Annotated in this window: 19 protein-coding genes; 15 read left to right on the top strand and 4 right to left on the bottom strand. The window is 52.3% G+C overall.

What is annotated here, in order from left to right; genetic code table 11:
• Nucleotides 1–6 precede the first annotated feature (6 nt).
• From accB to P9B68_RS06455, 6 genes are all read left to right on the top strand, one after another.
• On the top strand, nt 7–441 hold the full coding sequence (accB, locus tag P9B68_RS06480; RefSeq protein WP_135658461.1) for an acetyl-CoA carboxylase biotin carboxyl carrier protein: 435 nt from the start codon (nt 7–9) through the stop codon (nt 439–441).
• 9 nt (nt 442–450) lie between these two features.
• Nucleotides 451–867 (top strand): 3-hydroxyacyl-ACP dehydratase FabZ, encoded by a 417-nt coding sequence (gene fabZ / locus P9B68_RS06475; RefSeq protein WP_277668698.1) that lies wholly within the window; start codon nt 451–453, stop codon nt 865–867.
• Between the two features lie 20 nt (nt 868–887).
• On the top strand, nt 888–2,228 hold the full coding sequence (accC, locus tag P9B68_RS06470; RefSeq protein WP_135658465.1) for an acetyl-CoA carboxylase biotin carboxylase subunit: 1,341 nt from the start codon (nt 888–890) through the stop codon (nt 2,226–2,228).
• The gene (gene accD, locus P9B68_RS06465) at nt 2,225–3,094 is read left to right on the top strand and encodes an acetyl-CoA carboxylase, carboxyltransferase subunit beta (protein WP_135658467.1); all 870 of its coding nucleotides are present in this window, start codon (nt 2,225–2,227) and stop codon (nt 3,092–3,094) included. The genes accC and accD overlap by 4 nt, the downstream gene beginning before the upstream one ends.
• Complete coding sequence (locus tag P9B68_RS06460) at nt 3,091–3,867, top strand: acetyl-CoA carboxylase carboxyltransferase subunit alpha (protein ID WP_135658469.1); 777 nt, start codon at nt 3,091–3,093, stop codon at nt 3,865–3,867. Before accD ends, P9B68_RS06460 begins: the two co-directional genes overlap by 4 nt.
• A gap of 119 nt (nt 3,868–3,986) precedes the next feature.
• A complete protein-coding gene (locus tag P9B68_RS06455) occupies nt 3,987–4,628 on the top strand; it encodes a GntR family transcriptional regulator (RefSeq protein WP_135658471.1) in 642 nt (213 codons plus the stop codon).
• A gap of 180 nt (nt 4,629–4,808) precedes the next feature.
• Here the strand turns inward: P9B68_RS06455 and P9B68_RS06450 are convergent, their stop codons facing one another.
• Complete coding sequence (locus P9B68_RS06450) at nt 4,809–6,923, bottom strand: methyl-accepting chemotaxis protein (RefSeq protein ID WP_135658472.1); 2,115 nt, start codon at nt 6,921–6,923, stop codon at nt 4,809–4,811.
• A 770-nt stretch (nt 6,924–7,693) separates the two neighbouring features.
• On the opposite strand from P9B68_RS06450, the gene P9B68_RS06445 reads away from it, so the two are divergent.
• The 9 genes from P9B68_RS06445 to P9B68_RS06405 all read left to right on the top strand — a co-directional run bounded on the left by P9B68_RS06445 (nt 7,694) and on the right by P9B68_RS06405 (nt 17,287).
• Nucleotides 7,694–8,476 carry a DeoR/GlpR family DNA-binding transcription regulator gene (locus P9B68_RS06445; RefSeq protein WP_135658474.1) on the top strand — a complete coding sequence of 261 codons (783 nt, stop codon included), beginning with the start codon at nt 7,694–7,696 and terminating at the stop codon, nt 8,474–8,476.
• A 14-nt stretch (nt 8,477–8,490) separates the two neighbouring features.
• Nucleotides 8,491–9,495, top strand: coding sequence for a dihydroxyacetone kinase subunit DhaK (locus tag P9B68_RS06440; protein ID WP_167875162.1), 1,005 nt, complete (start codon nt 8,491–8,493; stop codon nt 9,493–9,495).
• Between the two features lie 33 nt (nt 9,496–9,528).
• Nucleotides 9,529–10,179 (top strand): dihydroxyacetone kinase subunit DhaL, encoded by a 651-nt coding sequence (dhaL, locus tag P9B68_RS06435; RefSeq protein WP_277668697.1) that lies wholly within the window; start codon nt 9,529–9,531, stop codon nt 10,177–10,179.
• 26 nt (nt 10,180–10,205) lie between these two features.
• Nucleotides 10,206–11,138 (top strand): 1-phosphofructokinase, encoded by a 933-nt coding sequence (gene pfkB / locus P9B68_RS06430; protein WP_277668696.1) that lies wholly within the window; start codon nt 10,206–10,208, stop codon nt 11,136–11,138.
• 31 nt (nt 11,139–11,169) lie between these two features.
• Nucleotides 11,170–12,021, top strand: coding sequence for a class II fructose-bisphosphate aldolase (locus tag P9B68_RS06425; protein WP_277668695.1), 852 nt, complete (start codon nt 11,170–11,172; stop codon nt 12,019–12,021).
• A gap of 54 nt (nt 12,022–12,075) precedes the next feature.
• Nucleotides 12,076–13,059: a substrate-binding domain-containing protein gene (locus tag P9B68_RS06420; protein ID WP_277668694.1), complete on the top strand. Its 984-nt coding sequence runs from the start codon at nt 12,076–12,078 to the stop codon at nt 13,057–13,059.
• A 164-nt stretch (nt 13,060–13,223) separates the two neighbouring features.
• Nucleotides 13,224–14,726, top strand: a complete 1,503-nt coding sequence (locus P9B68_RS06415) for a sugar ABC transporter ATP-binding protein (RefSeq protein WP_277668693.1) — start codon at nt 13,224–13,226, stop codon at nt 14,724–14,726.
• A gap of 17 nt (nt 14,727–14,743) precedes the next feature.
• On the top strand, nt 14,744–15,700 hold the full coding sequence (locus P9B68_RS06410; RefSeq protein ID WP_135658484.1) for an ABC transporter permease: 957 nt from the start codon (nt 14,744–14,746) through the stop codon (nt 15,698–15,700).
• A 756-nt stretch (nt 15,701–16,456) separates the two neighbouring features.
• On the top strand, nt 16,457–17,287 hold the full coding sequence (locus P9B68_RS06405) for a tRNA lysidine(34) synthetase (protein ID WP_135658486.1): 831 nt from the start codon (nt 16,457–16,459) through the stop codon (nt 17,285–17,287).
• 90 nt (nt 17,288–17,377) lie between these two features.
• Here the strand turns inward: P9B68_RS06405 and P9B68_RS06400 are convergent, their stop codons facing one another.
• The 3 genes from P9B68_RS06400 to P9B68_RS06390 are packed head-to-tail and all read right to left on the bottom strand — an operon-like array spanning nt 17,378 to nt 21,057.
• Complete coding sequence (locus P9B68_RS06400) at nt 17,378–18,862, bottom strand: L-fucose/L-arabinose isomerase family protein (RefSeq protein ID WP_277668733.1); 1,485 nt, start codon at nt 18,860–18,862, stop codon at nt 17,378–17,380.
• Nucleotides 18,863–18,889: 27 nt separating this feature from the next.
• The gene (xylB, locus tag P9B68_RS06395) at nt 18,890–20,407 is read right to left on the bottom strand and encodes a xylulokinase (protein ID WP_277668692.1); all 1,518 of its coding nucleotides are present in this window, start codon (nt 20,405–20,407) and stop codon (nt 18,890–18,892) included.
• A gap of 20 nt (nt 20,408–20,427) precedes the next feature.
• Nucleotides 20,428–21,057: a DUF4867 family protein gene (locus tag P9B68_RS06390; protein WP_135658492.1), complete on the bottom strand. Its 630-nt coding sequence runs from the start codon at nt 21,055–21,057 to the stop codon at nt 20,428–20,430.
• Nucleotides 21,058–21,076 lie beyond the last annotated feature (19 nt).

The following is a 21,076-nucleotide window of genomic DNA, read 5'->3' as shown; positions in this document are numbered from 1 at the left end:
TGACGGATGGAACTGAAAAAGCTGAAAGAAATCGCGTCGGTTATGCGGGATAACGACCTGACGCTGCTGGAGCTTAAGGAGGGCGAAACCACCCTTCGGATGGAGCGGAAAGCCGCACAGGCGGCGGAGCTAGCCAGCGCAACCCTGCAGCCCCCCGCGGCCGTACAGCCGGGCGCGCAGGAACCTGCCCCCCCACAGCAAGCGGAGGGAACAGAAATTAAATCTCCCATGGTAGGTGTGTTTTATTCCGCCCCCTCCCCGGATTCTGAGCCGTACGTGCAGGTGGGCAGCAAGGTAAAAAAGGGAGACACGCTCTGCATTATTGAAGCCATGAAGCTTTTAAATGAAATCACCGCCGACCGCGACGGGGAAATTACGGAAATTTGCGCGGCTGCGGGACAGGTTGTGGAATATGGCCAGACCTTATTCCGTATGAAATAGGAGAAGAGAATGGATAGAGAAGAAATTAAGAAAATCCTTCCGCACCGGGAACCGATGCTGCTGATAGATCATGTGGAAAAAGCGGACGACGACAAAGCCCTTGGCCGGTATACGGTAAAGGGCGACGAATGGTTTTTACAGGGCCATTTCCCCGGCAATCCCGTCGTTCCGGGCGTGGTGCTCTGCGAAATGATGGCGCAGGCTTGCTGTATCCTGATCGGCGAAAGCACAGAGGGCAAAACGCCGTATTTCACAGGTTTAAATAAAGTAAGATTCAAGCGCAAGGTCCTTCCGGGCGATACGCTTGAAATCGAATGCATTTTAACAAACCAAAGGGGCCCTTTTTATTTTGCAAGCGCAAAGGGGCTTGTGGGGGGAAAACTCGCGGTAAGCGGTGAGCTGTCGTTTGCGTTGATTGAGGATTGACGGAGAAAGGGGTTGGAAGCTTGTTTTCAAAAATTCTGATTGCGAACCGCGGGGAAATCGCTGTGCGCATTATCCGCGCGTGCAGGGAAATGGGCATTTCCAGCGTAGCCGTTTTTTCAGAGGCCGACCGCGAATCGCTTCACGCAAGCCTTGCGGACGAAAGCGTATGCATCGGGCCGGCCCTCGCAAAGGACAGCTATTTGAATATTCCCGCCATCCTGTCCGCCGCCGTGGCAACCGGCGCGCAGGCGATTCATCCCGGATACGGACTTCTTTCGGAAAACGCGGAATTCGCGGAGCTCTGCGAAAAATGCGGCATTGCTTTTATCGGGCCGGACGCCGACCTGATTCGTAAGACGGGCGACAAGGACGCCGCGCGCCGGACCATGCGCGAGGCGGGTGTTCCGGTGGTACCGGGCTGCGACCGCATCGACGACCCTTCCCGCCTGCGGGAGGAAGCCGATAAAATCGGGTATCCGCTTCTGATTAAAGCCAGCGCGGGCGGCGGAGGGCGCGGAATCCGTACCGTAAACGGCCCGGAAGATCTGCAGAACGCATATGCGACCGCTTCCTCCGAAGCGCAGAGCGCATTCGGCGACGGTACGGTTTACATGGAAAAATTTCTTTCCCCCGTAAAACATATTGAAATGCAGATCCTGTGCGACCGCTTCGGCAACACCGTCTGCCTTGGCGAGCGGGAATGTTCGATCCAGCGCAAACGGCAGAAGCTTTTGGAGGAAAGCCCCTCCCCCGCCGTGCGCGAGGAAACGCGCCGGAAAATGATGGACGCGGCAGTACGGGCCGCGCGCGCCGTCAACTATGTAAACGCCGGAACCATTGAGTTCCTGATGGATTCGTCCGGCAATTTTTATTTCATGGAAATGAATACGCGTTTGCAGGTTGAACATCCGGTTACCGAAATGGTAACGGGGATCGACCTTGTGAAATGGCAGATCCGCATTGCCGCGGGCGTTCCGCTCTCCTTCCATCAGCAGGATGTGCGCACCGAGGGGCATGCCATCGAGTGCCGCATTAACGCGGAAAACCCGAAGAAGGGATTTACCCCCGGCGGTGGTAAGGTTTCCTTCCTACATGTCCCGGGCGGACCGTGGGTGCGCTTCGACACCGCCCTGTACCAGGACTATGTTGTCCCGCCGTTTTACGATTCCATGATCGGCAAGCTGATTGTGCACGCGCAGACCCGCGAGGAGGCCGTGCGCAAGATGCAGGCGGCGCTAGGCGAGCTGGTAATCGATGGCGTAGAGCACAACGCGGAGCTGCAAATGGAAATTCTGAACGATCCGGAGTTCAAGGCCGGAAATTACTGTACTGATTTTATTGAGAAACGGGGATACGCATGATTTTGAGAAAAGAGTTTTTCCGGCGCCCGAAAAACGAGCTTGAGCGTTCAAGCAGGATTTACAAGGTGCCGTCGCCGGATGTTCCGGGCGAAATGTGCGTTCTTTGCCCTTCCTGTAAAAAGCCGCTGTTAACCGGCGAGCTGAATGCAAATGCAAATGTCTGCCCGGAATGCGGCTATTATTTCCGCATGAACGCACGCCAGCGGATTCATTTTATTGCGGATGAAAACACCTTTATCGAACTAAACAGTAATCTTCTTTCGAAAAACCCGCTCAATTTTCCAAACTATCCGGAAAAAATTAAGCACGCCCGGTTGGAAAGCGCGGAAAAAGAGGCCGTCGTAACCGGCACCGCCGAAATCGGCGGTTTCCCCTGCGCGCTGTTCGTGATGGAGGCCCGCTTCATGATGGGCAGCATGGGAACTGTGGTCGGGGAAAAGATCACGCGCATCTTTGAATACGCCACGGAGCATTCACTTCCGGTGGTGGGTTATATTGTGTCCGGCGGCGCCAGAATGCAGGAGGGAATCCTTTCCCTTATGCAAATGGCGAAAACCAGCGGCGCGGTGAAACGCCACAGCGACGCCGGCAACCTGTACATTGCCGTTCTGACCGACCCGACAACCGGCGGCGTAACCGCCAGCTTCGGCATGGAGGCGGATATCATCCTTGCGGAACCGAACGCTCTCATCGGCTTTGCCGGACCGCGTGTCATTGAACAGACCATGCGGCAGAAGCTGCCTGCGGGCTTTCAGCGGGCGGAATTTCTTCTGGAAAAAGGGTTTGTCGACATGATTTCTGAACGGAAGGAACAGAAAAAGCAGATTACAACCCTGCTTTCCCTGCATAAGGAGGTTTCCGGATGAACGCGTATGAGAAAGTGAACGCCGCCCGCGCCAAGAACCGGCCGACGGGAAGCGATTATATTGCGAATATTTTTCAGGATTTTATCGAGATGCACGGCGACCGACGCTTTGGCGACGATAAGGCGGTTATTACGGGCATTGCCCGGCTGGGCAACCAGCCGGTAACCGTAATCGCGTTGGAAAAAGGGCGTGACATAAAGGAAAAAGTGTACCGAAATTTCGGCTCCGCCCACCCGGAGGGCTACCGCAAAGCCCTGCGGCAGATGAAGCTTGCGGAAAAATTCGGCCGGCCGGTGGTCTGCTTCGTCGACACCGCCGGGGCGTACTGCGGCATTGCCGCGGAAGAACGCGGGCAGGGGCAGGCGATTGCCGAAAACTTGATGGAAATGATGACGCTGAAGGTTCCGATTATTTCCATCCTGATCGGTGAGGGCGGCAGCGGCGGCGCGCTTGCGCTTGCGGTTGCGGACGAGGTGTGGATGCTGGAAAACGCCGTTTATTCCGTCATTTCCCCCGAAGGCTGCGCGAGCATTCTGTGGAAGGATTCCAGGAAAGTGAAAGAGGCCAGCGAATGCCTGAAGCTGACGGCAGATGACCTGTACCGCATGAAGGTTATCGAGCGGATTATCGGGGAGCACGGGCGCGGTTTTCACCTGACCTGTGCCGAACTGAAACGCTTGCTTTCGCAGAAGCTTGCGGAGAACCTTCGCCTTAGCGCCGAGGAACTGGTTTCAAACCGATACCTTCGTTTCCGTAAATTTGGCTCAGCCTAAAAGAGCCGGCAGAACCGCCGGATTCTTTCTGGTTGTCCGAAATATTATTTTTATTCTATTGTAATTTCACCAAATTAAATATATTATTATATGGAAGAATATTTAAGGATGATGTCACCATGACGATAAAAAAGAATTTGGACATCATTGTTTATGAAAAGATAAAGGACAGCTTGATCAACGGGGAGTATCTACCGGGTGTAAAAATTTCACTTGACGAGCTTGCGGAAAAATACGGTGTAAGCCGCACACCTGTTATACAGGCGACAAAGCTGCTTGCGAACGAGCGGATCCTGGATGTGAAATGCAATGGAAGCATTTCGGTTCCCCAGTACAATGATAAACAGATTCGCGACATCTGTACTGCCAGAATGCTGGTTGAGCGTTTTGCCGTAATGGAAATCTGCGACAGAAAGGACAGAGAAGCGGTTCAGATTCTGAAAGAGAGCGCCCTTCTCGCCGCTGATTATTATCAGCAGGGCGACTATTTGATGTTCTGTAAGGAGGACCTTCATTTTCATAAAGCAATGGTCTCTATGACGGAAAACGAATGCTTGTGCGACATTTTTAAATCCATACAAGGCCGCCTTTTAGTGGCGATGAAAATCGCTTTGTGCCCCCAGCCGCGGCTGATCAAATCCTCTTCGAATGAGCATCTGGAGCTGTGCGAACGGCTCGGCAAATTTGATAAGGCTGGCGCGGTCAGCTTGATTGAAAGGCATATTTTCAGCCTTAGAGGGAAAATTTTAGAGCTGGCGTAGTTCTGTTTGTAAAATTAAGTACCCCCTTCCGGGTCTGGACCATCCAGATTCGGAAGGGGATTTTTGCGCTTTGTCGGAAAAGCGGCGCTCGCGCCTTTAGGCTGTATTTCGTTTGTTACGGAGCGAGAACGCTTGTCCCGGGCAAAACCCCCGGCCATTGGCCGGGGGGCAGGTGTTTAGTTAATATTTATCGGTCGGCAAGGAATACGGTTCCGTATTCGCTTCGGGAAAGTCAGACATATCCGGCTCGGGAGTGTTGCAAGGATCTTCTTGAACCGGTAAAGCCGTGGATTGTGGCGCTTGAGCGCTGCGGAACCCCTTAAGCTTGAAATTATCAACCAGCTCGCGCAGCATTTTTGCCTGGCTGTATAGTTCTTCGCTCGCCGCCGCGCTTTCCTCCGCCGTAGCGGAATTGGTCTGAACTACTGCGGAAACCTGATCCACGCCCTGTGTAATCTGGGTAATGGAATTGGACTGATCGTTTGCCGCTTCGGTAATATTGTCCACTAGCGAAATGATTTCCTGGGTTCCCGACACCACCGCGGTAAGGGTTTCCGCCGTTCTGTCGGCGATTTTCATGCCGTTGTCCACCGCGTCGATTGCGCTTTGGATCAAAGATGTGGTGTTTTTCGCGGCCTCGGCGCTCTTTCCTGCAAGATTCCGGACTTCATCCGCTACAACGGCGAAGCCTTTTCCTGCGGCGCCTGCCCTTGCCGCTTCAACCGCGGCGTTCAAAGCGAGGATGTTGGTCTGGAACGCGATATCCTCAATCGCCTTGTTGATCTTGCTGATTTCATTGGATGTACTGCTGATTTTATTCATCGCCTCAATCATGAGCTGCATTTCCTGGTTTGTCTGGCGCAGGATTTCGGCAACGTCTTTCACCGTATCCTTAGTTTCCTGCGAATTGGCGGCGCTGTTCTTCACCTGTGTTGAAATTTCATTGATGGAGGCGGAAAGCTCTTCAATAGAACTGGCCTGTTCCGTCGCGCCCTGCGAAAGCGCCTGCGAACCGCCGGAGACCTGCTCGGCGCTGGAACTGACCCGTTCCGAAGCCTGGCTGATTTTTGTCATGGTTTCATTCAATTTTGAAACGATGTTTTCCATTGAGGATTTGATTTCTTGGAATTCCCCGGCGTAGGGAACGCTGCTCCGCACGTCCAAATTGCCCTGTGCAATTTCGCCGAGGACGGAGGAAATATCGCTGATAATCAATCGGAAATTCTGAACCATTTGGTTGATTTTTTCAGAAACTATTCCCATTTCGTCGCGTTTGCGGATCTGCAGGTTTATGTTCAGGTCGCCCTGGGACATCTGGTCGATCGCAGTAACGACGTCTGTAATCGGCTTGGTGAGTCTTCCGGCAAGTTTCGTGGTAAAGACGAGGGAAAGAATCAGGGCCAGCATACCAAGGATTACCATGCCGATGGCGGAGCGTGTTACGCTGGAAAGAAATTCGGACTGCAATGCGGTAACATTGACGGACCAGCCGTTTGTTTTTTCGATTGGCGCGTAGGAACCGAATTTGGCAGTATTATTAAAGTTGTAAAAGGCAAAACCCGCTTTTCCGTGAATCATATCGTTTTCTAAAGCGGCGACTTCACGGTATTTTGCAGGCTCTTTTTTGGCGGCTTCCAGATTGTTGTGTTTGTTCAGAACCAATGAAAAATCGTTGTTCGCAATCTGTACGCCTTTATCATTTATTATGTAAGTACTTCCGTTGTCGCCCATTTTCACACCGGAAACAATGGAGCCGATTACGGAATACGGAATTTTCAAAAGAATGATGCTGGTTTCATAAGGCTGAATATATTCAAAATAGGCGGTGTCGCCTTCAATAATCGGATCGCTTAAAAAATCGGAGCTGCTGTATTTCACATGGTTGTACGCGGGGTCGTCCGTGTAGCTTTTACCGGAAATCTGGGAATACCCGGACGGGCTTAATATATCAATTTCCGTCAGGCTGTACTGCTGACAGGTGTTGTTCAGAAACGTTTTCATCTGATCCTTACTGACGTACATGTTTTTGTACATGCCGACGGTCTGGGCAATCAAGGAGAAAGTCTGAATTTGCTGGGTCACTTTTCCGGAAACGAGCTTTGACGACTGCTTGATGCTTTTTTCCAGAGAATCCCTTGTGGAATTATACGTGAAAAAGATCGACACACAGGTAAGTAGAAGAATAACACCGCTGATGCTGATGGATACAAGGCGAAGCAAATCATTCTTTATGCTTTCCTTTTTCATCTTTTTATTCGCATTTTTTACAAGGTTGATATTACTTATCCTTTTCAACACAATACCTCCAATTCGTTCTATTGCTAATAGAATTATCGGATAGAAAAATAAATAATTTAGGGGTGATGGTTAAATTGTGTCAAAAAATTGGGGATTTTGCGACTATATTTAATAACTTAATTTTTTTGTGCGGAAAATAGAGGCGGCTTTTTTATCATGGGAAAATTCGGTCATTTCTTTCCAGCGGCGCTTCGGCATGTGGCTCATGCGGCAGCACGGGTTGTGCCGCCCTTCGGATGGAGGTCAGAACCCGTTCGGCCCGCTGAGGGTCGGTCGCAATCTCGCACGTGAAAAAATAAAATAAAGTGCGCCCCGACAGTAATTGCGAGCGCGTCGTTTCATAAAGAAAGCCGAATCACCGGGGGATGGAGATAGACGAACGCGGAGCAAACGCCGGGATTCCCTCCCCGGCCCTCGCAAAAAAAAGTTTGATTAAACTTTCAATTTGCGCGGGTTCCGCTTTTCAGCAGGGAAGCGATGTTTGCTTGAAAACGTAAGACTTCGAAAGGAAATAAAGCTGTAGGAAAGCAAACAAGACGCGAAAACAGGGTCACCGAGTTCATCTTTTGTTCAAATAAGATTCGATTTTGACAAAAAAGTTGTTATGATTTATAATAAATCTTATAAAAGTGCAGAAATTCGAGAAAAAGCGCCGGAATTACGTCCAAAAGGAAATTGCTTTCGAAAGATTATATTTTTTACAAAAAATAGTTGACTTTTGAAAGATTTCGATATAAAATAAAAACGCAACGAAAGGTAGGAAGCAAATGCTGACTGTTGAAAAAAAGAATCTGATTCTTTCAATGCTGGAGAAAAAGCCCGTTGTAACCGTGCCGGAGCTGAGCGAGGTGCTGGGAACCTCCGAGGTAACGGTTCGGAAGATTCTCAACGAGATGGACGACGAGGGGCTTTTACGGCGTACCCGCGGCGGAGCGGTCAATATTACCACAATTCGCGAGTTTGAGGAAAAGGAAAAAGAGAAAAAGAACACGAAGGAAAAACGCGCGATCGCCAAAAAAGCCTACGAGTACATCAATAACTCCGACACCGTTTTTATCGATGCCGGCTCCACAACGCTGGAATTGGTGCGCGAAATTAAGAACGGCAACAAACGCGATATTGTTGTGATTACCAACGCGCTGAATATTGCATTTGAACTTTTGGACGCTGACGACATTGAATTGGTCTTTATCGGCGGAAGCGTACGCCACAAAATCATGTCCTGCGTCGGCGGCTTTGCGGAAAACACGATTAACAGCCTGTGCATGGATAAGGCGTTTATCGGATGCAACAGCATTACGGTGGAAACGGGGATCACAACCCCGAACCTTTACGAAGCGCAGGTGAAGCAGTGCGTATTGAGAGCTGCGCGGGAAACCATATTAATATCGGATTCTTCCAAATTTGGGCACACATCCATGGCACGGATTAGTCCGATTAAGAATATCACCAGGCTGATTACAGACAATCGGATTCCCCAGCAGCTTCGGAACCAGATTGAAAGCACCGGGGTGGATTTGGTCGTGGTGGACCCCGGGGAAGACAGTTAAGGGAGACATCGGCTTTGAATAAGATAATCAATCAACCGGAACAGATGATAAAGGAAATGATCGAAGGCTATATTGCTACCTGCCCCGATCTGTTCGAACCGCTTCCGGATTATAAGGGTATCCTGATGAAGCGGAAAAAGGACAAGGTATCCATTGTAACGGGCGGCGGCTCCGGAAACGAACCCTGGATCCTCGGTTATGTGGGCGAAGGGCTGGCAGATGGTGCGGCTTTGGGAAATGTGTATATCGCGCCGCCGGCGCGGGCTATTCTGAATGTGACCAAAGCGGTCAACCACGAAAAGGGCGTTATTTATATCTGTACAAACCATGCGGGCGACGTGCTGAACTTCGAATTGGTCGGCGAGCTTGCCCAACTGGACGGCATCGACACGCGCTGTGTGTTTGTTGCGGACGATATCACAAGCGCGCCGAGGGAAAAGCAGGAAGAACGCCGCGGCGTGGCGGGCGTTGCGCTGGTGATGAAGGTTGCGGGCGGTGCTTGCGACGCGGGGCTTCCGCTGGATGAAGCCGTGCGCGTAATTCAGAAGGCCAACCGGAATACGTTTACGTTCAGCGTTACCACCTCGCCCGGATACCTGCCGAGCGGCAAGGCCATGTGCGAGCTGCCGGAGGGCTTCATCGAATACGGCATGGGCTTTAACGGCGAGCCGGGCGTGCTCCGCACGGGACTGAAACCGGCGGATGAAATCGCCGATACCATGATGGATTATCTTCTGAAGGACTGCGGGGCTTGTGCCGGGGACGAAGTTGCCGTTATGGTGAACGGCTTTGGGTTTACCAGCCTGCTGGAGCTCTGCATTGTAAACCGCAGAGTGGCGGAGATCCTGAAGGGCAAGGGCATCAAGGTGCACGACCTCTTTATTGATTCGCTGTTCTGTCCGCAGGGAACGGGCGGTTTCTCCATTTCCATTCTGAAAGTGGACGAGGAACTGAAACGTTATTATGATATGCCGGCGTATTCGCCATTCTTTAAAAAAAACAACCGCCCGCGCGGATGAGCGGCGGCTGGGCCTGGTGAGGAGTGCTTGTGTATGAATACATTGGATACGCGCCAGCTTAAAGATATGTTTCTTTTTGTGGCGCGAAGAGTAGTGGAGAGCGAAGATTTTTTAACGGAAATTGATTTGAAACTCGGCGACGGCGACCACGGCTTCGGCATGGCGCTTGGCTTCAAAGCGGTGCAGGAGGCTTTGAAGGACAAGGAATTCGAAACAGTGGAAAATTTGTTTCAGGAAGTCGGCATGACGCTTCTGGATACAATGGGCGGTGCCTCGGGCGTGCTCTTTGGGACGATGTTTATCAGCGGGATTGTCGGGCTTGAACCGCACAAGGAGGCCGACCTTGCGCTTCTGGCCGGTATTTACCGCCGTTCGCTGGAGGCTTTGAAAAGGAGAGGAAAGGCGCAGGTCGGCGACAAAACAATGGTGGATGCTTTCGAGCCGGCGGTTGTCGGGCTGGAGGAGGCGGCCGCGGAAAACGCGGATCTTCCGGCAGGACTGGCAATGGGGGCCGAATGCGCAAAAAAAGGGATGGAACACACACGGGACTGCGTGGCAAAATTCGGCCGCGCCAAATCCTACGGAACCAAAGCTCTCGGGCTGCAGGACGCGGGGGCAACCTCTGTCTGGATTATTTTCCAGGCAATGTCGGATTGGGCCTCAGAAAGGAAAGGATCCGAATAAATACATAGACAAGGTGGGTACAAAAGATGATAACCACACTTACGCTGAACCCGTGTATCGACAGAACCGTAACGGTTGACGGATTTGCCTATGGGGGAACCAATCATGTGGAGAATTTTCGGTGCGATGTTTCCGGAAAAGGCATCAACGTAAGCATCGCATTAAATAATATAGGGGAAGAAACGCGGTGCCTCGGCTTCAATTATGTGGGCGGCGGCTCCGTACTGACAGATTTCTTGAACCAGAAGAACATTTCAAACGAATTTTTAAATGTGGAGGGTTTGCTCCGTACCAATATAAAAATTTTTGATAAAAAGACAAGTGTTATGAGTGAGCTGAACGAAAGCGGCCATTCCGTTACGCAGGATTGCGTTTCGGAGCTGGTGCGGCTGGTGGAGGAATATCTCCCCAAAACCACGCTGCTCGTGCTGGACGGCAGCGTGCCGCCGGGCGTTCCGAAGGACATCTACAAAACCCTGACGGACAAGGCCCACAGCTTCGGCGTAAAAACCGTAATCGACGCGTACGGCGAGCTGCTTTTGGAAGGCATTAAGGCCCGCCCCTACCTGATCAAGCCGAACAAGGACGAGCTGGAAGAGGCGTTTGGTGAAAAAATCGAATCCAGAGACGACGTGATCCGGATTTCCCGGAAAATTATTGCACAGGGCGTTACGCTGGTGTGTGTTTCCCTTGGGAAGAACGGCGCGATGCTGGTAACAGAAAAGAAGGCGTATTTCTCCGCCGGTGCGGACATACCGGTCCGGGGCGTACAGGGCGCGGGCGATTCCCTCGTGGCGGGCATCTGCTACGCGATTGCGCGCGGGATGTCCTGCGCGGACATGCTCCGCTACGGCGTCGCTGTGGCGCACGGCTCGTTGATCATGGAGGGCACGCAGATGTGCACAAAAGAGAGCTTTGAAAAAATGCTGCCGCTGATTCGCGCGGAAGAAATTGAATGAAATAGATAAGTTTTAGAATGGAGTCTTTAGAATGCCATTAGTAACCACAAGGGAAATGCTGCTCAACGCAAAGCGCGGCGGTTACGCCGTGACCGCATTCAACATTGAAAACATGGAAATGGCGCAGATTGTTATCTGCACCGCGGCGGAGCTAAAAAGCCCCGTCATTATCCAGACAACCCCCGGCACAGTAAAATATGCCGGGATGGATATGCTTCGCGCGATGGTTGCGGTGGAGGCCGCGAAGGCGGATATTCCCGTCGCCATACACCTTGACCATGGCGACAGCTACGACCGCTGCATGGAAGCCCTTCGGGAAAAGTACACGTCCGTCATGATCGACGGCAGCAAGCTTCCCTATGAGGAAAACGTTGCCCTTACCAAATCCGTCGTAGAAGAAGCGAAAAATTTCGGCATCGACGTGGAAGGCGAGCTCGGGACGGTTTCCGGCAAGGAAGACACCCACGAGGTGAAAGCGAATGAACAGATTTATACTGACCCCGAACAGGCGAAGGACTTCGCCGAAAGAACCGGGGTGCGTTCCCTTGCGGTGGCAATTGGCACCGCGCACGGTTTTTACAAGGGCGAGCCGAAGTTGGATTTTGACCGCCTGAAGAAGATTGTCGAGCTGGTCGACGTTCCGGTCGTGCTTCACGGCGCTTCCGGCGTCCCGGACGAAGCCGTCCGCCGCAGCATCGAGCTTGGCATCTGCAAGGTCAACTTTGCAACCGAGCTGCGCGCCGCTTTGACAAAGGGCGTTCGCGAGGCGCTTAAAGACGAAGGCGTTTATGACCCCAAGGTGTTCATGAACGCGGGCAAAAAATATGTTGCCGAAACCGTAAAGCATAAAATTGCAGTTTGCGGCTGCGGCAATAAAGCGTAATCCGTCGAATTTGGAGAAAACTCCATTTTCATAAATTAATTAGGAGGATTTATCATGAAAAGGTTTAGGAAAATTATCAGCATGGTATTAGCAGTAGCAATGGTTGCGACACTTGCAGCTTGTTCCGGCCCCGGAACCAGCAGCAACAGCGCGGCAAGCGCGGCGGCAAGCGCACCGGCGGAAAGCAAGGAAGCGGCCAAGAAGGACATCACCGTCGGCGTCAGCCTTTTGACCAGACAGCACGTGTTCTACAACAACATTGAGAACGCATTGAACGAAAAAGCCAAAGAACTCGGCGTAAAGCTCATTGTTCAGGACGCCAACCAAGACGCCAGCAAACAGCTCAGCCAGGTTCAGGACTTCATTACACAAAAAGTTGACGCAATCATCCTCTGCCCGACAAACTCCGCAGGCAGCAAGTCCATGGTTGAACTTGCATCCAAGGCAAATATTCCGGTACTTACCATGGACGTTCCTTCCGACGGTGACACAGTCTGCCACGTTTCCACCGACAACTATAAGGGCGGCGAGCTGGCTGCAGAGTACCTTGTAAACAATGTCCTCAAGGATAAGAAGGGCAAGGCCGCAGTTATCACATATTCCGAAATCGAAGGTTGCGTAAACCGTGAAAAGGGCTTTACAGAGTGGATTGGCAAAAATGCTCCCGACATTAAGGTTGTCGATGTACAGAACTACTCCGGCGACCAGGCAAAAGCTGCTGACGTTATGCAGAACATGCTCCAGAAGCATGCCGATCTTGACGCTGTTTTCTGCGTAGGCGACCCGGCGGCTATGGGTGCTCTCTCTTCCATTAAATCCGCGAACAAAAAAGTGAAGATCATCGGCTTTGACGGCAACGCGGAAGGCATTGCCGAAATCAAAAAGCCCGACAGCCTCTGGATTGCAGACGTTGCGCAGGATCCTGCTGCAATCGGCGAAACCGCTCTTCAGGCTGCTGTTGACACTATAAACGGCAAGACTGTAGAAAAGAAGATTGCAATTTCTCCGTTCATGATCGATAAGACAAACGCAAAATAATTCCGGCTGCGGTAGTGGGGATGGGGAACCACCTGTCCCCATCCTTTTGCCGGAACATCGGTTCAACCCCTTCCCGCCGTGCCGTCCATTTCCGCGGGAGGCGCCGGGGCGGGTATCCGTAAGAACCGAAATGTTGAATCAGTATATGGAAAGGAAGTATACAAATGGGGCAGGAACCGATTATTAAGTTGTCCGGTATCAATAAATCCTTTCCCGGTGTGAAAGCATTGTCCGATATATCAGTTGAATTTTATCCGGGTGAAGTCCATGCGCTTTTAGGTGAAAACGGAGCGGGAAAATCCACTTTGATAAAAATTATTGCCGGCGTATATCAGGCTGACACCGGAAGCCTGGAAGTCCATGGAAAGAAAGTTAATTTTAAAAATCCAAGAGAAGGCATTGCAAGCGGGATCAGCGTTATCCACCAGGAATTAAGCGTCATTCCCGATTTGACCGTTGCCGAAAATATTTTTCTGGGCCGCGAGCCAAGGCTAAACTCCGGTCTGCTTGATCGTAAAAAAATGAATACCGAAGCGCAGGGGATCCTTGATTCCATCGGCGTAAATATTAAAGCGAAATCCGTAATACGTGATCTGAATAACGCAGATAAGCAGATGGTGGAAATCGCGCGCGCTGTGTCGCAGGACAGCTCCGTTGTTATTATGGACGAGCCGACTTCTTCCCTTTCACAGCACGAAGTTGACGCGCTTTTTACCGTCATTGATAAATTGAAAAAAAATAATGTTTGCATTATTTATATATCGCACAGGCTCAAGGAAATCACAACCATATGCGACCGTATCACCGTCCTTCGCGACGGCACGCTGATTAAAACCGCGCCGCTTTCCGAAGTAAGCGAGGACGACATGATCACGTTGATGGTCGGCCGGCAGATGACCCAGTTCTACTACCGGGCCGACAGCGAAAGCGTAAAGGACGAAGTTGTGCTGAAAGTCGAAAACCTTACCCGCGAGGGTGTGTTTGAAAATGTTTCCTTCGAGTTGCACAAGGGTGAAATTCTGGGCGTCGCCGGGTTGATCGGCGCGGGCCGCACCGAGGTGATGCGCGCCGTGTTCGGCGCCGACGAATACAACAGCGGCAGGGTGACCGTTTTCGGCAAAGAAGTGCATTTCCGCTCCCCGCGCGAGGCGATTCACGCCGGGCTGGGGCTGATTCCGGAAGACCGCCGCGGGCAGGGGTTGCTGCTTGCGAAGTCGGTTAAGATGAACACCTCCCTTGCAAGTATTTATGAAAACTCCAATCACGGCATTATCAATGAAAAATGGGAAACCGATGTAGCGAAGGAATACATAAAACTCCTTCACACAAAAACGCCGAGCGAAATGGCGCTTGTGCAGAATCTGTCCGGCGGAAATCAGCAAAAGGTCGTTATTGCGAAATGGCTGGTCGCAAAGTCGAAAATCCTGATCATGGACGAGCCGACAAGAGGAATCGACGTAAACGCGAAAGCCGAAATCTACCTGCTGATGAAGGAATTTGTTGAAAACGGCGGAAGCATCATCATGGTATCGTCCGAAATGCCAGAGGTGCTCGGCGTTTCGAACCGGATTATGGTTATGAGCGAAGGCCGCGTTTCCGGATTCCTGGACAATCGAGATATCGGGGAAAAAGATATTATGAAACTGGCCAGCATTCACGCTGGTTAAGCCGGGGGGATTATAGAATGAAAAATCAATTAAATGTAAAGCGGATTGCGCATGATTATACCATGCCGATCTTCCTGCTCTGTCTTTTTATCATTTCCATGATTTTCGTGCCGCGTTTTGCCGAAGTCGGGAACCTGATCAACGTATTAATGCAGATTACCATTAATGCGCTGATCGCAACCGGAATGACGTTCGTTATCCTGACCGGCGGCATCGACCTTTCGGTCGGCTCCGTAGCCGCCTTAACGGGCATTATTTCCTCCACCATTATCAATACTATGCCGGACAGCGGCATTCCGATGAGCATTCTTGTTATTTTCGGCACCTCCGTTGTCATCGGTGGCATCTGCGGTGCGTTCAACGCGTTCAACGTTTCCCAGCTGAAGGTTCCGCCGTTTGTGGCGACGCTCGCTATGATGAGTATTGCCAGGGGCCTTGCGTATGTGTTTACCAACGCGAAACCGGTTTTCGGCATGCCCGAAGCGTACAGCTGGATCGGCCTTGGCTACATCGGCATCATTCCGGTAATGGTTATTATCATGATTATTATTCTGGGCCTTGCCTATCTGATTTTGAACCGCACCTGCTTCGGCCGCTATGTTTTCGCCGTCGGAAGCAGCGAGGATGTTTCCCAGTTAAGTGGAATCAACGTGAAGAAGATCAAAGCTTGGGTCTATATCCTCTGCGGGATTCTCTCCGCGCTGGCGGGCGCTGTGCTTTCTTCCCGCCTGCAGGCCGGTCAGCCGGCGGCCGCGAACGGCTATGAGCTGAACGCGATTGCGGCAGTCGCCATGGGCGGCACCAGCATGTCCGGCGGCCGCGGCGGTATTCTTCAGACCGTCGTCGGTTTGTGTGTCATCGGCATCATCAATAACGCGCTCAGTCTGCTGGGCGTTTCCTCCTACTGGCAGACAATTGCTATGGGCGCGATTATTCTGGTTGCCGTTATCTTTGACCAAAACAAGAAAGATTGATAAAATTACGTTACTCTTCTAATTTCCTTATGGAAAGAGCCGTTCCGGAATCGCCGGAACGGCTCTTTCGCGCTTTGCTTTCGCTGTGCGCCTTTAACGGCGGACGCCCCGGCAGGGCAGGCAGAGCGCCGGGGCACCCTGTGCTATGAAGAACCGAATCTCCGCGGGATGGAGATAAGTCGTACGCTGGGTTTGTGCTGTTTTTTCCCCGGCGGGTCAGAAACGCCGGGGAAGCCGGAAGCAACACTATATGGTTTCGCACACACCAAGGAATTGCAAGGAGTGTGAAAACGCTTATTAAAGTCGGGAGGCGGAGGAAAATTGTCCTTGAGGCATAAGGATTCGATGGGATGGCGGAGCCCGCCGCCCGAGTGTAAGGCATAAAAAAACGCTGTATATGGCCCCCAATGTCCATATACAACGCTACCTGCACAATGCGAAATTCGAAAATACCCCTGTACAAATCCGTAAACAGGAGGTATAATAGAATACGCAATGTGCTGATTTTATCAGTTGCGTATGGAGAGGGTTAGTCTCCGTATGCAGGGAGCAGGCGCGCCAACGCCTGTTCCTGCATTGCACTTTTATATTTTTATGCCTTATAGGCAAATTATACCTCTTTTATTCCAATAATGCAACAGGTAATTTACATGAAATTAAAAATATAGAAATATTTTACAAAAACCGCGCCCGGTTTTGCTTTTTCAGCCCCTCGGCGGGCGGAACGCATCGGGAACACAGGACAGGAGAAATGCCATGGAATTCGCACAGCAGGCGGAAAGAAGCATTATTAAAAAATACCGCAGGGATATTTGGAATCCTTTTATCGCGGCGGTAAAGGACTACCGGCTGATACAGGAGGGTGACCGGATTGCGGTCTGCATTTCCGGCGGGAAGGATTCCATGCTGCTGGCGAAATGCATTCAGCACCTGCAAAAATACAGCGATTTCCCTTTCGAAGCCGAATACCTGGTGATGGACCCCGGCTACAACCCGGAAAACCGCCGCAAAATCGAAGAAAACGCAAGGGCGCTGGAAATACCCATCCGGATTTTCGAAACACGGATTTTCAATATCGTCAGCAAAATGGACCGCTCCCCCTGCTACCTTTGCGCCCGCATGCGCCGGGGGTATCTTTATAAGTACGCGCAGGAGCTGGGCTGCAATAAAATCGCGCTGGGGCATCATTTTGACGACGTAATCGAAACGATTTTAATGAGCATGCTGTACGGCGCGCAGGTGCGCACCATGATGCCGAAGCTGCACAGCACGAATTTCCCCGGCATGGAGCTGATCCGCCCGCTTTATCAGGTGAAGGAGGCCGATATCATCGCGTGGCGGCGGTACAACGGGCTGGAGTTTATCCAATGCGCCTGCCGTTTTACGGAGGACGCCGCGCGGGAACACAGCGCGTCCAAGCGGCAGGAAATCAAGGATTTGATTGCGCAGCTGCGCAAAGTGAACCCGAATGTGGATAAAAACATCTTCCACAGCGTGGAAAGGATCAATCTGGAAACGGTGATCGGGTATTATAAAGGCAAGGAGAAGCACCATTTTCTGGATGATTACGACAATGCGGACGAATAGCGCCGTCCGAAAAGGATAAAGAAACCAGCCCCGCCCTTTCCCAAGAAACGGGAGAGGACGGGGCTTATTTAAAGGAAGGAATGAAATGAATTAGGCAAACGGGTTTTCCGTTTTATACAGCATATTTTTCGGCTGGTTGAAGGAGATGTCCTCCAAGCCAAGATAACGGAAAAGGGTGAAAAGGGATTTGCCCACATGGCCGAACGCCACCGCGCCGTGATGCGGGAAATGCTTTTCAATCAGCACATGGCGGTAGAACCTTCCCATTTCCGGAATCGCGAAGATACCGATACCGCCGAAGGAACGGGTTGCCACAGGGAGGATTTCGCCCTGGGCGATATAGGACGTCAGCCTTGCGTCGGAGGTGCTTTGCAGACGGAAGAATGTAATTTTCCCGGGCGCGATGTCGCCCTCCAGCGTGCCGCGCGTGAAGTCCGGTTTTTGCCCGTTTTCCAAAAGCCGGTTCTGGATGAGCTGGTATTTTACCGCGCCGTTGGAAAGCTTGCAAAACGGCGTGTTGCCGCAGTGGAAGCCCATAAAGGTTTCTTCCGGCGCATAGCGGTACTTGCCCTTAATGTCCTCCTCATACAGGTCCTTCGGGACACTGTTGTTGATATCCAGCAGCGTGACCGCGTCCCCGGTGATGCAGGCGCCGATGTATTCGCTGACCGCACCGTAAATATCCACTTCGCAGGCAACCGGAATTCCTCTGGAAGCCAGGCGACTGTTCACATAGCAGGGCTCGAAGCCGAATTCCTTCGGGAACGCGGGCCAGCATTTGTCCGCGAAAACGACGTAGTCGCGGGAACCCCTGTTTTGTTCCGCCCAGTCGAGAAGGGTCAGTTCGAACTGCGCCATGCGGGGAAGAAGGTCGGGATACTGGTTGCCCTTTGTCCCAAGCTCCTTCGCCATGTCGTCCACAATTCCCGGTATCCTTTTATTGCCCGCGTGCGCCCGGTAGGAAACGAGCAGGTCAAGCTCGGAATTTTCCTGGACTTCAATGCCGAGGTCGTAAAGCGGCTGAATCGGCGCGTTACAGGCGAAAAAGTCCTGCGGGCGCGGGCCAAAGGTAATGACTTTCAACGATTTCAGCCCGATGACGGCGCGGGCGACCGGGACAAAATCCTCAATCATTGCGGCGATGTCGTCCGCGGTGCCGACCGGGTATTCGGGGATAACCGCCGGCATATGGCGAAGGTTGAGGTTGTAGGAGCAATTCAGCATACCGCAGTATGCGTCGCCCCTCCCGTTAATCAGGTCTTTTCCGGTTTCCTCCGCGGCGGCGACATACATGACAGGACCGCGAAAGCGCTGGGCAATTTGAGTTTCCGGCGTTTCCGGCCCGAAGTTCCCAAGGAATACCACCAGCGCATTGCAGCCGGCGTTCTTGGCTTCTTCCACCGCCCTGAGCATATCCTGCTCGTTTTCCACAGTAGTTTTTGCTTCGTAAATTTTGCCGCCCCTTGCGGCGTAGCTTTCCGCAATTGCCTTTCTGCGCTTTTCCGACAAAGAGATGATAAAGCAGTCGCGGCTTACGGCAATCATGCCCAGCCGGACCTCCGGTATATTCTGTATCATAAAAAAGGCCTCCTTAAAACCGAATCATTTAAAGCTCCATTTCAAAGCCCCGTAAAATTTAGTGTATTTTTGATATTGTTCCTGATAAAGCGGTACATTTTCGGGAACGGGAAGCGTTTTGCTTTCCGGCTTGATCAACGGAACGGTTTCCTCAAGATTTTTCCAGATTCCCGCCGTAACCCCGGCCGCAAGCGCCGCGCCGAAGGAGCCGCCCTCCGCGCTGCCGTAAACGGTGCGCACCGGAAGATTGAACACGTCGGCAAAAATCTGGCGCCAGAGGGGACTGTTTGCTCCGCCCCCCGCCAGCACGATTTCATCCGATACAATATCCATATTTCCACCCATAATGAGGTCGTAAACCTGTTTCAGAGAGAAGGCTACGCCCTCCAGAACAGCGCGGGCAAAATGCCCCTTGCTGTGCCTTGAAGTTAAACCGAGGAACGCGCCCTTGGCGTTCGGGTCGTTGATCGGCGCGCGTTCGCCGGTCAGATACGGCAGAAAAATCAGGCCGTCCGCACCGGGGGGAACCGCCGCCGCCTTTTCGTCCAGCAGGCGGAACGCGCTTTTGCCCGTCTGCTTTGCTTTCTCCAGTTCATACTCCCCGAGCGCGCCGCGGAACCATTGGTAAGCGCCCGCGGCAGAAAGGGTAACACCCATCGCGTTATAGGAACCCGGCGCGTTGCCGCAGAAAACCTGAAGCATGCCGTCCGGATTCGGAAGGAAAGCCGGAAGCCCCATGGCCGCCACGCCCGAGGTGCCCAGCGTAATGCCGATGCGGCCGGGCTTGATCAGCCCCAACCCGGTTGTGGAAATAACGGCGTCCCCGCCGCCCCCCGCGACAACCGTCCCCTCCGGGATTCCGGTCAGCCCCGCGGCTTCCCTAGAAACATGCCCTACCGCGTCCGTGGATTCCACAACCTTCGGGAAAATATCCGGATCCAATCCGATTTTGCGGATAAGATCCGTCGCCCATCTGCGTTCTTTCACGTTAAACAGACCGGTGCCGGAAGCGTCGGAAACATCCGTTGCGATTTCGCCGGAAAGCTTGAAGCGTATGTAATCCTTCGGGTTCAGAATAAACCGCGTTTTGTTGTAGTTTTCCGGCTCGTTTTCCTTCATCCAAAGGATTTTTCCGCCCGTATAGCCCGTAAGCATCCGGTTGTTGGTGATATCCAGCAGGCGTTCAAGCCCGCCCGCCGCTTCGGTGATTTCGTCGCACTGCTTTCCGGTACGCTGGTCATTCCATAAAATAGCCCGGCGGACGACCTGCAAGTTCTCGTCCAGCGCGACCATGCCGTGCATTTGCCCGGAAAAGCCGACCGCGCAGATTTCCTTGCCGCCAAGCAGGGGGAGGATTCGCTTCAGTCCGTTCCGGACCCCTTTCCACCAGTCCTCCGGGTCCTGTTCGGACCATCCTTCCCGCAGTGTGTAGCAGGGGTATTCCTCCACAACGGATTGCAGGATTTCTCCCGTGTCGCTCAGCGCGAGAATTTTGCACCCGGAGGTGCCGACGTCCAGACCAAGTACGCATTGATTTCCCATAACAAAGCCTCCGTTTCGAATCAACTTACTGTAATATTCCATCCTTTCAGGCCCACATATGCGCCTTCTTTTTCCAGACCGGATTCCGGGTGCGCCACCAGCCATTTGTTTTTTGCAAAGAGGAGCTGGTCTTCAAATTCTCTTGCGGTGCGGGTTTCAAGCGGCAGATTGGTCCCCTTTGGAAGAACAACCACATTGCGGAACCCGCCTTCCTCGGCGTTGCACGGTGCGTAATGCAGGGTGCCCGCGTAAATTTCAAATACGCAGCCGGCAGGAACCCGAAACGCTTCGATCAGCGAGGTATCGTACGTGTATGTTTTGGAATCGAGGTCGTTGCGGGAACCGGCCAGCAGAATCAGGTCCGAAACGGCGATATTGATTTCCGAGGTGCGGTGGTATTCCACCGCGTTCAGCTTCACGTTGCTGCCGTTGCAGTAGCCCATCTGGAGCGGAAGCCCGCCGAAGCCGCGGTTTTCAAAATCCCGGAAGATTTTCAGCTTTTCCAGCTCCGGGTCGGAGGGAACGTAAATCGTATGGTTTTCCGGCAGCGGGGTGTCCGCCATCTTTTGCAGAAGCTCGCTGCAGTCATAGCCCTTTAAAATCTGGCCGTACTGAAAAAAACGTTCACTCTGAACAGGATAAATCGTCATAATGAAATTCCTTTCCAAT

The organism is Caproiciproducens galactitolivorans, assembly GCF_029266045.1.
Lineage (GTDB): Bacteria > Bacillota > Clostridia > Oscillospirales > Acutalibacteraceae > Caproiciproducens > Caproiciproducens galactitolivorans.
The sequence above is the reverse complement of the archived record's forward strand: the minus strand, read 5'-3'. Positions and strand labels throughout refer to the sequence as shown.